Here is a 13,406-nt window from a genome sequence, read left to right on the forward strand (position 1 = left end):
CGATCTGATTAGTATAGGGGAATATCAATCTATGTTTGATTTCTTTTATACTAAGGAGGATGAGGTACATGGAACTAACACTTATTTGTGTTGGAGAAGAAAGTAAGGTAAATAGTTTAAGAGATCTAGTTGCATTTCAACATGAGTTAGTTATTTTTACAGCAAATGAAGAGGTAGCGGCTGAAGTTAGGAATTGTGGGTTTGATTGGACTTATAGTTGTAGTAAGGAGCAGGATTTTACTAGTATTTGTGAGTGTATTAAGAAGGTCATTTTACTAGGGGATGAGCTTCCAATCGTTAGTTTCTTCACAGAACACATTCGTTTTTCTTTTCAAGCACCTATTACTGTTGTTACAAGGAATAAACGATATCCAGCGAGGCTCTATGAAACCATTGGAGCTAAGTTTGTCGTGTTTACAAATTGTGATAATATTTCTTTTTTATTTTTTGAATAGGGCGGGGGAAGAAATGATGAAGGTACTATTACTTGGAGATATAGCAAATCGTTGGGCAGTATCGGTAGAGCGAGTTCAAGAATTGGTCCAGATTGATCCCCTTTTTCCAGGGCCATATATTATATTACCATCAAAAGATGCTTTGTATTTAGAGATGGATATTACCGAGTATGAGCAGCTACATGCAGAATTGACACAAGTTTATATTCGTGGGAGAAATTTACGTGCATTTTTACGAGGAGAATAAAGGTTGAATAAAAAAGAGCGAATGCTGAGTGCAACAAGCTATGCACTTCATGTCATTCGCTCTTTTTATTTCATATTTAAAAGGTCATTTTTAAGAAAAGAAAAGAGAAATAAAGAAAATAGATGAAATAACAGTAATAATCTTCAATGTAAGCGTTTAAATGAATGTAAATATTATTATTTTCAGTAATTTACCCCTTTACAAGTGAAATATAGAGGAGTATATTTACTCTCATAAATCATTCATAAAATTTCCAAAAAAACCTAAAATCGCTGAGTTCCAGAAATGGAGCGGGGGAACCAATTTTGTGCATCGTCACTTGGGGTGAATCTTTCAGTTTTGAAAGTAGGGCTACTCTTTAGGCCCGAATCCGACAGCTAACCTCGTAAGCGTTTAGAGAGGAGGTTTACTTTTTGTTGTTCATTTTTTGAACACTGAGTAGAGCTCAGTGTTCTTTTTCAATATTTAAATGGTAAATTTTAACAAAAAGAGAGGGGATAGTTATGTTAGATGTTGTAATGGTCGGGATTTTTATTTTATTAGTTGCATCGATGGCAAGTCTTGCAAGTTGGTCAGATAAAGTTGTGAAAGAAGGAAAACAATCATGATGATTGTCTTATCGGTTATTGTCGCAGCAATTACAGTGTATTTAGTGTATGCATTATTAAATCCAGAGAAGTTTTAATTAGGGGGAATCATTCATTATGATTTGGGTTGCAGTCATTATTACAATGCTCTTGTTTATTTTAGTAGCAAAGCCAACGGGGATTTATTTAGAAAAAGCTTTTCAAGGTAGCAAAACGTTAGATAAAGTATTCGTGCCTTTTGAAAAACTTATTTTTAAAATTACGGGTGTAAAAGCATACAATCAAACGTGGAAACAGTACGCATTATCATTAGTTTTATTAAATGGATTTATGATCGTTGTCGTATACTTCATTTTCAGATTACAAGGTGTGCTGCCGCTAAATCCAGCACATATTGAAGGGATGGAGCCTACGCTCGCTTTTAATACAGCGATTAGTTTTATGGCTGATACAAATTTACAGCATTATAGCGGTGAAAATGGTTTATCCTATTTATCACAATTAATCGGGATTACATTTTTAATGTTTGCGGCACCAGCAACGACATTAGCGCTCGTTATGGCTTTTATAAGAGGACTTGCTGGAAAAGAACTTGGTAACTTTTTCGTTGATTTTACGAGAGCGTTAACGAGAGTGTTTCTTCCTATTGCATTTATTGCGGCACTAGTTTTTGTCGCACTTGGCGTACCACAAACGTTAGATGGGGCGGTTACAGCACAAACGATTGAAGGTGCAAAGCAAAGTATTTTACGTGGACCTGTTGCATCATTCGTTTCCATTAAGGAACTTGGAAATAACGGCGGTGGATTTTTCGGAGCAAACTCTACGCATCCTTTCGAAAATCCAGGACAAATGAGTAATATTTTGCAAATGATGCTTATGATGTTATTACCAACAGCACTTCCATTTACGTACGGACGAATGGTCGGAAATAAAAAACAAGGCCGCATCCTTTTCGTGTCACTATTTATGGTATTTTTACTAGGGTTTATAACGATTACGACATCTGAACTAAACGGGAACCCGGCATTAAATGGAATGGGTATCGAACATGTACAAGGAAGTACAGAAGGGAAAGAAGTACGATTTGGAACAGTATTTTCTTCACTATACGCAACGGTAACGACAGCTGCTGAAACAGGCGCTGTTAATACGATGCATGATACGTTAACACCAATTGGCGGTTTAGTTCCGCTTGTAAATATGATGTTAAATACTGTGTATGGCGGCGTTGGAGCAGGTTTTGTAAACATTATTATGTATGCAATTATCGCGGTGTTTATATCTGGGTTAATGGTTGGACGGACACCAGAGTTTTTAGGTAAAAAGATTGAAGGTAAGGAAATGAAATTAATCGCGGTCACGATTTTATTTCATCCATTGCTCATTTTAGGATTTTCGGCATTAGCTCTTTCAACAAATTTAGGGACGGATGCTATTTCTCATTCCGGTTTCCACGGTTTGACGCAAGTGGTATATGAATATACATCGTCAGCTGCGAATAACGGATCTGGATTTGAAGGATTAGGAGATAATACACCGTTTTGGAATATTACGACTGGTTTAGTTATGTTTTTAGGACGTTACTTCAGTTTAATTACGATGCTAGCTGTGGCAGCTTCATTGAAAGAAAAAACGGTAGTGCCAGAAACAGTCGGAACGTTCCGTACAGATAATAGTTTATTTGGTGGCATCTTCATCGGAACAATTGTAATTGTCGGTGCATTAACATTCTTCCCGATGTTAGTACTCGGTCCAATTGCAGAATTTCTTACATTGAAGTAATGGAGGGTAAATGATGAGACCGGTAGTAGTAAAAGAAAAACAATTAAATGAGTCACAAATACATGCTGTAGAAGATGAAGTTAGACAAGCGAAAACGATGGATCGTGATATCGTAACACATGCGATGAAGCAATCCGTTGCGAAATTGAATCCGAAAGTCATGATAAAGAATCCGATTATGTTCGTTGTGGAAATTGGATTTATCATTACGTTCATTTTATCTTTTCTTCCAAGCAGTTTTAGTAGTATACCAGGATGGTTTAATATAACAGTTTCTCTCATTCTATTATTTACAGTTTTATTTGCGAATTTTGCAGAAGCATTAGCAGAAGGTCGTGGTAAAGCGCAAGCCGATTCTTTAAAGCAGTCGAAGAAAGATGTGTTTGCAAATGTAGTAAAAGAAAATGGAGACATTGTCCAAGTTTCAGCAACTGATCTTAGAAAAGGTGACGTTGTTATCGTAAAACAAGGAGAAATGATTCCAAGTGATGGCGAAGTAATCAAAGGATTAGCATCTGTAGATGAATCTGCAATTACAGGTGAATCAGCTCCTGTTATAAAAGAAGCAGGCGGTGATTTTTGTTCCGTAACAGGTGGAACGATGGTCGTAAGTGATGAAATTACAATTGTCATTACGAGTAATCCTGGTGAATCATTTATCGATAAAATGATTTCTTTAGTAGAAGGAGCTGCTCGTCAAAAAACGCCGAATGAGATTGCTTTAAATACAGTATTAACGAGCTTAACTCTTATTTTCTTAATCGTCGTTGTGACGTTGCCGATTTTTACAAATTATTTAGGTTTTCAAATTGATACTGCTGTACTTGTAGCGTTGTTAGTATGTTTAATTCCAACGACAATTGGTGGTTTGCTATCAGCGATTGGTATTGCGGGGATGGATCGGGTGACAAAATTTAACGTGCTAGCGATGTCAGGGAAAGCAGTAGAAGCTGCGGGCGATATTAATACAATTATTTTAGATAAAACAGGTACAATTACTTTTGGGAACCGAATGGCTCATACATTATTGCCTGTAGGAAATGAAACGATTGAGCAAGTTGGAAAGTGGGCCGCTATTAGTTCTGTTTTAGATGAAACACCAGAAGGTCGATCTGTTATCGAGTATGTGCAGGGAAAATCTATATCATATAATAGAGAACTTGCAGAACAAGGTGAGTTTGTTCCGTTTAAAGCAGAAACGAGAATGAGTGGTGTTGATTTACAAGACGGAACAAAAGTGAGAAAAGGTGCTGTAGGTGCCGTTATTGAATGGGTTGAGTCACAAGGCGGAACAATTCCGAAAGATGTAAATCAAAAAGCAGACTTAATTTCAAAAGAGGGCGGAACACCACTTGTAGTTGCAGTAGATAATCGTATTTACGGTTTAATTTATTTAAAGGATACAGTAAAACCGGGTATGCGTGAGCGTTTTGAACAGTTACGCCAAATGGGGATTAAAACGGTTATGTGTACAGGTGATAATCCGTTAACAGCAGCAACCATTGCAAAAGAAGCTGGAGTAGATGAATTCGTTGCCGAGTGTAAACCGGAAGATAAAATTGCTGTCATTAAAGCAGAGCAAGATAAAGGGAAACTTGTAGCGATGACAGGTGATGGTACAAATGATGCTCCAGCATTAGCACAGGCGGACGTTGGATTAGCGATGAACAGTGGTACGACAGCAGCGAAAGAAGCGGCAAACATGATTGATCTAGACTCGAATCCAACGAAAATTATTGAGGTTGTAGGAATCGGTAAGCAATTGTTAATGACGCGAGGTGCTTTAACGACGTTTAGTATTGCGAATGATATAGCAAAATATTTTGCAATCATTCCAGCAATGTTTACACTTGCGATTCCGCAAATGGAGGCATTGAACATTATGAAATTAACATCACCACTGTCAGCGATTTTATCAGCATTAATATTTAACGCTGTTATTATTCCATTACTCATTCCGTTAGCGATGAAAGGTATTGCATATAAACCGATGAGTTCTAATGCATTGCTTAGCCGAAACTTACTTATTTATGGGCTTGGCGGAGTTATCGTTCCGTTCATTGGAATTAAAGTAATTGATATAATTGTCGGCTTGTTCATATAAGGAAGAGGGGAAAAAGATGAAGAAGAAACAAAGTATACTATCACCAATTATCCGTATTACTTTTACATTTCTAGTGTTGTGCGGACTTGTATACCCGCTTATTGTTACTGGTATTGCACAAGCCGTGATGAAGGATAATGCGGATGGAAGTCTAATATATAATGATAAAAATGAAGTGATTGGTTCTAAATTAATCGGGCAAAACTTCACGGATCCACGTTATTTTCAAGGGCGTGTTTCTAGTATTGAATATAAGGCTGAAGCATCTGGTTCAAATAACTATGCACCATCTAATCCAGATTTAGAGAAACGAGTAGAGAAAAGTATTGAAGAGTGGAAGAAACAAAATCCGAGCGTTCCAGTTACAGAAGTACCGATTGATTTAGTGACAAATTCAGGTTCAGGGCTTGATCCTGATATTAGTCCGAAGGCAGCTTCTGTGCAGGTGGATCGCATATCGAAATTAACGAATATTCCGGAAGAAAAACTTAATCAATTGATTAAAGATCAAACAGAAGGTGCTGCGCTTGGTTTATTTGGAGAGACCCGCGTAAACGTCTTAAAGCTAAATTTGGCATTACAGGAATTAATGAAATAGTAACAGTGCTACCTCAATCTAACGGATTGAGGTAGCGTTGTTTCGAATGAAAGGTAGTGTTTATTTTGTATGCAGATGATTATGAACCGAAGTTTCAAAGGCGAACGCCAGAGGAATATTTAGAATATATTCGTCAGCAAAATCGCGGAAAGTTAAAGTTATATGTAGGAGCAGCTCCAGGCGTAGGAAAAAGTTATAAAATGCTCTTTGATGCAAGGGAAATGAAAAAAGATGGAATTGATATTGTAATTGGTTTAATTGAAACGCATGGAAGAAAAGAGACGGAAGAAGCAATTGCTGATTTAGAAAAAGTTCCTTTGAAAGAAATACAGTATAAAGGAAAGGTATTTTATGAGCTTGATGTGGAAGGAATAAAAAAACGCGCGCCTCAAGTAGTCGTAGTGGATGAACTTGCGCATAGTAATGTTCCTGGTTCTAAACATAAGAAACGTTATATGGATGTGCAGGAATTGTTAGAGGCTGGTATATCGGTATTATCAGCTTTTAATATTCAACATTTAGAAAGTGTTCATGATATTGTAGCTCAAATTACGAATGTAAAAGTAAGAGAACGAATTCCAGATTTTATTTTACAAAAAGCAAATGAAATTCAGCTCGTTGATGCAACACCGGAAGTACTTCGGAAGAGGTTAATAGACGGAAAGATATATAAAGAAGAAAAAATTCAGCAAAGCTTACAAAATTTCTTTACGCTTAATAATTTAGGAGCACTTAGGGAATTATCGCTTCGTGAAGTCGCTGACGATATGGACGAAAAGATTAGTCAAACAGTGATAGAACCAATCGGAGTGAAAGAAAAAATTCTCGTTTGTGTACAATACAGTTCAACAGCGGAGAAATTAATAAGACGGGGATGGCGCATGGCTGATCGGTTAAACGCTGAATTGTACGTATTAAACGTTGAGAGGGAAAATATAGATTCTATTTCAGCTGGAAAAAAGCAGACGATTGAAGAGTGGAAGTTGCTAACGAATCAATTTGATGCAAGTTTTGTATTAGAAGAAGCAAAGGGAAGAAAGCCAGCAGATGTTATTATTGAAGTGGCAAAAAGATTACAGGTGACGCAAATTTTACTTGGACAATCGGCTAGAACAAGGTGGGAAGAAATACGAAAAGGCTCTATTGTAAATGAAATTATGAGACAAACAAAGTATATTGATATTCATATTGTTGCGGATCAAAGAGGATAAATAGAGCCGACCTTTTTGGGGGCTCTATTTTGCTTTTTGTACAGAATGAAAACTTAGCATTTTCATTGTATATAAGATTACAAGTAAAAACATAATTGCGCCTAGGAAGAAAATCCAAAAGTAATTTTGGTTAAATAAAAGAAATCCACCTATAAGTGGCCCTGTGCCCATACCAAGATAGCGGATGAAGTTGTACATACCGATAGCTGTTGCGCGTTCTTGTACGAATTCTTCTGTTAATAAAGTAGTGTGAGTTGGCATAGAAAGTCCCATACTAAAACCGTACAAAGATGTAACGATAATGATGAATGGGATATTGATGTTATATGTGAAAGAGAATAAAACGACACATATAATATTGAAGAAACTCGTAATAAATAAAGCTTGCTTTGTTGTGAGTCGTTTTTGCAAAAACTTGTAGCAAAAACTTCCTAGCATGATAGAAAGAGACATTGGTACAAACATAAGACCAATTTTATTTACAGTTAAATGAAATGAATTTGTTAAAATACTCGGTAAAAAAACGAGAAAGCAAAAGTAAATACAAAATTGAATGAAGCCAATAAGAGTAATAGAAAATCCAGTTTTATTTTTTAAGATAAGAGAGTAATTCTTTTGTGCTTTAGATTGTTTAATTATATTTGGCTTTGTTTCTGGGAGTAGTGAAATGTTTATAATTAATAAGATAATGCCAAGTGTAGATAAAAAGAGAAATACAGATAAGTGACCATTTATACTGCCAAGATAACCACCTATGAGAGGAGCCATTGCAGGTGCGAGGGCAAGTAACATTTGGTATAGGCTCATCGCTTCTCCGCGTTCTTTTCCTTCAAATAAATCGCCGATAATCGTTGCTGAAACTACAGGTATAGCCGCTATTCCTATAGCTTGAACAGCTCTAAAAAAGAGAAATAAATAAATGTTTGCCGAAAAGGCACATCCGATTGAACCAATTGTACTAATGACTAAACTAGGGATAAGGACAGATTTTCTCCCTTTTGTATCAATTAAAGGTCCATATACGAGCTGCATAATTGCAAGAACGAATGTGAAAAGTGAAACTGTTACATTTACAAGATAAAGAGAAGTGTGAAAAGAATTTTGAATCATCGGTAAGATAGGTGTGTAAATATTTTGAGCGAAGGAACCGAGTAAGGCACTAATACAGACAACATATAAAATGAAAGTTAGTTTAGATTTTTTCATCTTGTTAACCTCCTTGTATTTTAGTTTCCTTGGAAACTAAATTTATTTTAACATGATTTTCTCACTTGTAAAGATGAAAAAATAATTTTAAAATGGTATATAGTTAAATTGTTTCTTTGGAAACTTAGGAGGCGAACGGATTGAAGCATACAACGAAGCAAATGGAAATACTGTCGGACATTCGTACACTTTTGCATAAAAAAGAAGAACATTTAAAACGACAAAACGAGAAGTTTCTTCGTGAGACAGGTGTAAGTAGTATGTCTTTATCTGAGTTACATGTAATCGAATGTATCGGAAAAAATGGTTTGATGAATGTAACGGCAATTACGACAGAAATGGGCATGACGAAGGGAGCAATCTCTAAAATTTGTACAAAGTTGTTTCAAAAGCAATTCGTTGAGAAGCTGCAAATGTTAGATAATCAAAAAGAAATCTTCTTCAGCTTAACGGAGAGTGGGAATGAAATATATAAAGCTCATGAAAAATTGCATAAGCAAGCTGAAGAAAAGTGGTTGTTACTTTTAGATGGATATACGAAAGAAGAGCAAGACTTTATTCAAAGGTTTATAAAGGATGTCTCCGGTCATTTGGAAATATAATTGGAAGAAAAAACTCCTTTTTCTCAAGTCTTTTAAATATAATTTCTGAAAGAACTCATATATAATAGAAAAAGATACTTAACATGGTGAATAATTAAAGAGTCAATATATATAGAGGAGAGAGTAACATGCTTGAAAATACGGGGTTAGTATTAGAAGGCGGCGGTATGCGTGGTGTATACACGGGCGGGATATTAGAATACTTTATGGAACAAGATTTATATTTTCCATATGTAATCGGTGTATCAGCTGGTGCTTGTCATGCAGCGTCGTATCTTTCCAGACAAAGAAATAGAAATAAAACGGTCAATATTGATTATGCATCACATCCGAAATATTTATCGTATAAAAACTTATGGAGAAAACGTCAGCTATTTGATATGGATTTCATTTTTCACGAAATCCCAGAAAAGCATGTGCCGTTTGATTTTGAAACATACTTTAATAGCCCGGAACGTTTCCTTGTAGGAACGACGGATTGTGAAACAGGGCAATCAGTTTATTTTGAAAAAGAAGGCACGAATGATGATGCGCTAAATTTATTACAAGCGTCTAGTTCATTGCCTTTCATTGCACCAGTAGTAAATTACCGCGGTAAACAACTGTTAGATGGCGGGATTTCTGATCCAATTCCAGTTCGTAAAGCGCAAGAGGATGGATTTAAAAAATCAGTCGTTATTTTAACGAGAAATCATGGCTACGCGAAGAAAAAATCAAAGTTTGGATGGGTTGCAGCGAAAGCTTATAAAAAATATCCGAACCTTGTTAACACGATGCTAAATCGTTATGAAGTGTATAATGAAACACTTCACTATATTGAAAAAGAAGAACAAGCTGGCAATTTATTTGTTATTCGCCCAGAAGTGCCGCTTCAAGTAGATCGTATGGAAAAAGATACAGCAAAACTACAAAATTTATACGAGCAAGGCTATGAAGATGCAAAGAGGCAATTTGCAGATTTGCAGGCGTTCTTGCAAAAATAAATATTAGGCTGTGGAGAAGAATTTCTCTGCAGCCTTTTTATATTGCTACTTATACGTTCCTTTTTAAAAATGTATGAATGTTTAAGTGTTTAAAGAGTTTGTAAAACATCGGGGTTTCTTGTTGAGGAGAATTTATTTGAAGGATATTATGATGATGTAGCGCTACTAAAATATTAGATTTATGAGGTGATTGTTAATGAAAGGAAAAGTTTTTTCAATTACGACTTTAGTATTATTAGCAACATCAATCTCAACAAGTGCATTCTATCCAACTCTAAGCGGTCACAAAAGCGGTAACCTACTATCTTATAGAGCTCAAACTACTACGAATCAAAATGCATCTCGTTGTTCAGTAGCAATTTCTTTTATTAAATCAAATGGAAATAATTCATATATTGAAAGCGCTTCAGACAAATTAGGGTCCCATGAATCTGGAAGAGCATTAAACGCAACTGTGAGTAATGGTGCATATAACGCCTTTGGTGCAAAAGGACTATACTCGGAGCATTATGCAAATGAGAATAATGACTATCAAGAAGATACACACAAAGGTACTTTTGATAGTAACGGTAACTTACGATTACAGTGGTAAAAAGCATTAAACAGTTGTCTTTATAAATATTTGGATAAGGAGAAGGGGATGTTCATCATCTCCTTCTTATTTAAAAGGAGCACAGACATGTACCTAGCTTTTAAAAATATAAAAAGCAATAAACTGTTTTTCTTAATTCTCCTTATGTCATTTTTTATTTCTTTTCTTTCTATATCAATAGCCGCACTTTTAACAGAATCTAAACGAAACTTTATATCTGCTTTTCAAATCGGTTTTCCAGAGAAGAATCAAATTTTAACTGTTCCGATAGCGAATGCAACTGAATTGGAAGAGATAATTCCTTTCATACAAGATATTTTTGTTAAAAGTGATATTTATGTAGAGCATTTAAAAGCATTAAATAGTTCAGGGGCAACAAAGATTATAGCTGTGAACTTAAAAGATGATTATTATTGGAAGCCATATATTTCTGAAGGACAATATTTTCATCGTGAAAATGTAAACAATATGGTTGTTGGCGATCAAACGAATGTAGAGGAGTTATATGAATTTGATGATACATATAAAAAAATAGGAACTATATCAAGAAAAGACAGTGACGTCGGTGTAGCAGGTATATACGTTCCACTTCAAAACTTACCTACTATATCTAAAAAAGGTATTATCGCGAGTAAACAATTACAATTAACAGTTGTTAATCCTACATCATCTATTCATAACGAAATAAAAAAGTTTATGGATAGGAGTAAAGAAGTGCTTTCGGGAGATGTTCAAATACTGAATGAACGAGATCTTCAGGAACTACATGTGACACATATAGATCCAGCAAATAAGTATTATTATAAATTCATTCTTGTTGCAATTGTTTCTGGCATTTCTGCGGTTTTATTTTGGATTTATAAAAAAGAAAGAGAGATTTCATTAAAAAAAGCAGTAGGTGCTTCTAATATATCTATTTACTGCGAACTATATATTCAAATTTTGTTTATTTCTCTAGTGGCGATGCTGTTGGTTTTTCTGGAACAATTCATACGTATTTTCAGACATACTTATTAAAACCGTTAACACCATATGTATTGGTATGTAATATTGTTTTTATAATTTTTCTTACAATGTTTGTTACTGTAATTCCAATCAAGCACATTATAAATATATATCCCGGAAAACATTTAAGAACGTAGGAGGTCTTCATGTTTTTTATATTTGATTCTATACGGTCTGTGAAAAAACGGTTGTTACCAAGTTTGATTATAGTAATTTCTTTAATTATTGCATTTTCTTCAGCAATAGAATTTGTTAGTAATCTTTCGGGATATCAAAAAATGATGACGGTAGCAAATAATTTATCGACTCATAAAAATTTTTATGAACTTTATGCGACGCAAGATATAACATTGTTTAGCGAAGAAAAAGCAAAAAGTGATTATCAACATTTCATGCAAGGGTTATCTAATACGATACCAATAACAAATAAAACAAATTATTTGTTCCATAACTATTCACTTAGTTTAAAAAAAGAAAATGGAACGATAAAGACTCTTATTGTTGATAAAGATATTAATAAGTACTTTCATATACGAATTTCACAAGGAAGATATTTTGAGGAATCGGAATTTCATAAATCAGTATTTGATATTAGACCTGTTATATTAGGAGCTAATTATATAGAAAAGGTATCTATTGGTGATGTTATACCATCTGGAAAAATGAAGCTAAAAGTAATTGGCTTTTTAGAAAAAAATTCACCATTTACATATCCTCGAAGTGGTGAAATATCGGATAATCGTATTACATTATTAGATGACATGGCGATTTTACCAATTGGAACAGAAGAAATAGAGTTCTATAGTGTAGAACTTTTATACAATGGGTTAATTATAGAAACAAAGGAGCAGATAAATATAAATGAATTTCAAAAGAAAGTATTAAAGGTAACGGAAGGTAAGGGTTATTCGTATTATGTTACAAATCCGAATAAATTGTTAGAAAATGAAAAACAAGGTATTGATAATATGTCATACCCCTTATTATTAAGCGGTACAGTCTTATTTTTTTCATTTCTATCTATTGTATTGACATCAATGGCAGCACTTTATATGGAACGTAAAAATATTTCTATTAAATCAGCGTTAGGTGCAAGCACTTTTCAAATATGTCTTCCATTTATTATTGAGTATATGTTGCTATTCGTTTTAGCGATATGTATAGGAATAATGTATTTTCAATGGGAGAATAGCGGAGTAATTGAAATTCAGAAAGGGCTAGAAAATAGTATAGTATCTTTCTTTGGAACGTTAAAAGTCTCTATAGAATCATTGGTTGTTATAGGTGCTTTATCACTTGTAATGATCCTCGTTATATATGCAATCATTTATTTCAATGTACTAAAAATAAAAAATACATATATGAAAGAGGTGTTATAGATGATTCAGCTCGCAAATGTGGCTAAGGGATTTGGAAAGAATAATTTTAGTGCTTTAAAAGATATTAATCTTACAATAGAAAAAGGCGAAATGATAGCCATTATGGGCCCCTCTGGTTCGGGGAAGTCTACTCTCCTTAACATTATTGGCTTAATCGATAGCCCCTCTGCTGGAAAGTATTTTTTAGATGGAATGGATACGAGTACATTAAAGCAAAACTATCATAAGTATAGAAACACGGAAGTTGGATTTGTGTTTCAAAACTTTTCGCTACTCGATGATTATACGATTATTGAAAATGTAATGCTTCCACTTGTATATAGAAGAATTTCTCATAAGAAACGTATGCAAATATCAAAAGAAATGCTGAAAATGGTAGGGCTTGAGAGGCATATTAACAAATATCCTTACGAGTTATCAGGAGGAGAACAGCAAAGAACAGCAATAGCAAGGGCTTTAGCACAAGATACAAAAATTATACTTGCTGATGAACCGACTGGTGCTCTTGATCAAGAAAATGGGGAAAAAATTATGAGTATTTTACAAGAGATTAATAAAGAAGGAAAAACAGTGCTAGTTGTTACACATGATCAAAAGGTAGCTGCATATTGTCAGAGGACGATACGGTTACTTGATGGTTGTATGGTATAAT

The 13,406-nt window shown here is 34.6% G+C and carries 15 protein-coding genes, 1 pseudogene and 1 riboswitch; of the genes and pseudogenes, 15 read left to right on the forward strand and 1 reads right to left on the reverse strand.

Annotated features, from left to right (window positions below; all coding sequences use genetic code 11):
* The first annotated feature begins 68 nt into the window (after positions 1-68).
* The 9 genes from GD442_RS03810 to kdpDN all read left to right on the forward strand — a co-directional run bounded on the left by GD442_RS03810 (position 69) and on the right by kdpDN (position 6,987).
* The gene (locus tag GD442_RS03810; protein ID WP_000424087.1) at positions 69-455 is read left to right on the forward strand and encodes a hypothetical protein; all 387 of its coding nucleotides are present in this window, start codon (positions 69-71) and stop codon (positions 453-455) included.
* Positions 456-468: 13 nt separating this feature from the next.
* Positions 469-702, forward strand: a complete 234-nt coding sequence (locus GD442_RS03815) for a hypothetical protein (protein WP_002025339.1) — start codon at positions 469-471, stop codon at positions 700-702.
* A gap of 3 nt (positions 703-705) precedes the next feature.
* Positions 706-828: a hypothetical protein gene (locus tag GD442_RS28245; protein ID WP_001034421.1), complete on the forward strand. Its 123-nt coding sequence runs from the start codon at positions 706-708 to the stop codon at positions 826-828.
* Between the two features lie 134 nt (positions 829-962).
* A riboswitch (cyclic di-AMP (ydaO/yuaA leader) is annotated at positions 963-1,108 on the forward strand.
* 97 nt (positions 1,109-1,205) lie between these two features.
* Positions 1,206-1,310, forward strand: a complete 105-nt coding sequence (locus GD442_RS03820; RefSeq protein WP_000887894.1) for a SipW-dependent-type signal peptide-containing protein — start codon at positions 1,206-1,208, stop codon at positions 1,308-1,310.
* A complete protein-coding gene (gene kdpF, locus GD442_RS03825; protein ID WP_223153441.1) occupies positions 1,310-1,387 on the forward strand; it encodes a K(+)-transporting ATPase subunit F in 78 nt (25 codons plus the stop codon). Before GD442_RS03820 ends, kdpF begins: the two co-directional genes overlap by 1 nt.
* Positions 1,388-1,406: 19 nt before the next feature.
* The gene (gene kdpA, locus GD442_RS03830; protein ID WP_086408029.1) at positions 1,407-3,074 is read left to right on the forward strand and encodes a potassium-transporting ATPase subunit KdpA; all 1,668 of its coding nucleotides are present in this window, start codon (positions 1,407-1,409) and stop codon (positions 3,072-3,074) included.
* A gap of 13 nt (positions 3,075-3,087) precedes the next feature.
* Positions 3,088-5,178 (forward strand): potassium-transporting ATPase subunit KdpB, encoded by a 2,091-nt coding sequence (kdpB, locus tag GD442_RS03835; protein WP_139362470.1) that lies wholly within the window; start codon positions 3,088-3,090, stop codon positions 5,176-5,178.
* Positions 5,179-5,194: 16 nt separating this feature from the next.
* Complete coding sequence (kdpC, locus tag GD442_RS03840) at positions 5,195-5,776, forward strand: K(+)-transporting ATPase subunit C (protein ID WP_159365044.1); 582 nt, start codon at positions 5,195-5,197, stop codon at positions 5,774-5,776.
* A 56-nt stretch (positions 5,777-5,832) separates the two neighbouring features.
* Entirely contained in the window at positions 5,833-6,987 is a 1,155-nt protein-coding gene (gene kdpDN / locus GD442_RS03845) for a KdpD-like non-kinase potassium sensor (protein WP_003269552.1), read from the forward strand.
* Between the two features lie 24 nt (positions 6,988-7,011).
* On the opposite strand, the gene GD442_RS03850 is transcribed toward kdpDN, so the two are convergent.
* The gene (locus GD442_RS03850; protein ID WP_000748727.1) at positions 7,012-8,193 is read right to left on the reverse strand and encodes an MFS transporter; all 1,182 of its coding nucleotides are present in this window, start codon (positions 8,191-8,193) and stop codon (positions 7,012-7,014) included.
* 140 nt (positions 8,194-8,333) lie between these two features.
* On the opposite strand from GD442_RS03850, the gene GD442_RS03855 reads away from it, so the two are divergent.
* From GD442_RS03855 to GD442_RS03880, 6 genes and pseudogenes are all read left to right on the forward strand, one after another.
* Complete coding sequence (locus GD442_RS03855) at positions 8,334-8,795, forward strand: MarR family transcriptional regulator (protein WP_000683326.1); 462 nt, start codon at positions 8,334-8,336, stop codon at positions 8,793-8,795.
* Between the two features lie 128 nt (positions 8,796-8,923).
* The gene (locus GD442_RS03860; protein ID WP_000892677.1) at positions 8,924-9,778 is read left to right on the forward strand and encodes a patatin-like phospholipase family protein; all 855 of its coding nucleotides are present in this window, start codon (positions 8,924-8,926) and stop codon (positions 9,776-9,778) included.
* A 196-nt stretch (positions 9,779-9,974) separates the two neighbouring features.
* Positions 9,975-10,370, forward strand: coding sequence for a hypothetical protein (locus GD442_RS03865; protein WP_000676983.1), 396 nt, complete (start codon positions 9,975-9,977; stop codon positions 10,368-10,370).
* A gap of 87 nt (positions 10,371-10,457) precedes the next feature.
* Positions 10,458-11,512: pseudogene (locus GD442_RS03870) on the forward strand (ABC transporter permease).
* 9 nt (positions 11,513-11,521) lie between these two features.
* Complete coding sequence (locus GD442_RS03875; RefSeq protein WP_000465069.1) at positions 11,522-12,754, forward strand: ABC transporter permease; 1,233 nt, start codon at positions 11,522-11,524, stop codon at positions 12,752-12,754.
* Positions 12,755-13,405 (forward strand): ABC transporter ATP-binding protein, encoded by a 651-nt coding sequence (locus tag GD442_RS03880; RefSeq protein WP_000615281.1) that lies wholly within the window; start codon positions 12,755-12,757, stop codon positions 13,403-13,405.
* Position 13,406: the final 1 nt, after the last annotated feature.

This window comes from Bacillus sp. A260 (assembly GCF_009861435.1).
Taxonomy (GTDB): Bacteria; Bacillota; Bacilli; order Bacillales; family Bacillaceae_G; genus Bacillus_A; species Bacillus_A cereus.

Coding starts and splice junctions, on each gene's coding strand:
- GD442_RS03810 (WP_000424087.1), top strand. CDS start 69: ATGGAACTAACACTTATTTGTGTTGGAGAAGAAAGTAAGGTAAATAGT.
- GD442_RS03815 (WP_002025339.1), top strand. CDS start 469: ATGATGAAGGTACTATTACTTGGAGATATAGCAAATCGTTGGGCAGTA.
- GD442_RS03820 (WP_000887894.1), top strand. CDS start 1,206: ATGTTAGATGTTGTAATGGTCGGGATTTTTATTTTATTAGTTGCATCG.
- kdpF (WP_223153441.1), top strand. CDS start 1,310: ATGATTGTCTTATCGGTTATTGTCGCAGCAATTACAGTGTATTTAGTG.
- kdpA (WP_086408029.1), top strand. CDS start 1,407: ATGATTTGGGTTGCAGTCATTATTACAATGCTCTTGTTTATTTTAGTA.
- kdpB (WP_139362470.1), top strand. CDS start 3,088: ATGAGACCGGTAGTAGTAAAAGAAAAACAATTAAATGAGTCACAAATA.
- kdpC (WP_159365044.1), top strand. CDS start 5,195: ATGAAGAAGAAACAAAGTATACTATCACCAATTATCCGTATTACTTTT.
- GD442_RS03850 (WP_000748727.1), bottom strand. CDS start 8,193: ATGAAAAAATCTAAACTAACTTTCATTTTATATGTTGTCTGTATTAGT.
- GD442_RS03860 (WP_000892677.1), top strand. CDS start 8,924: ATGCTTGAAAATACGGGGTTAGTATTAGAAGGCGGCGGTATGCGTGGT.
- GD442_RS03865 (WP_000676983.1), top strand. CDS start 9,975: ATGAAAGGAAAAGTTTTTTCAATTACGACTTTAGTATTATTAGCAACA.
- GD442_RS03875 (WP_000465069.1), top strand. CDS start 11,522: ATGTTTTTTATATTTGATTCTATACGGTCTGTGAAAAAACGGTTGTTA.
- GD442_RS03880 (WP_000615281.1), top strand. CDS start 12,755: ATGATTCAGCTCGCAAATGTGGCTAAGGGATTTGGAAAGAATAATTTT.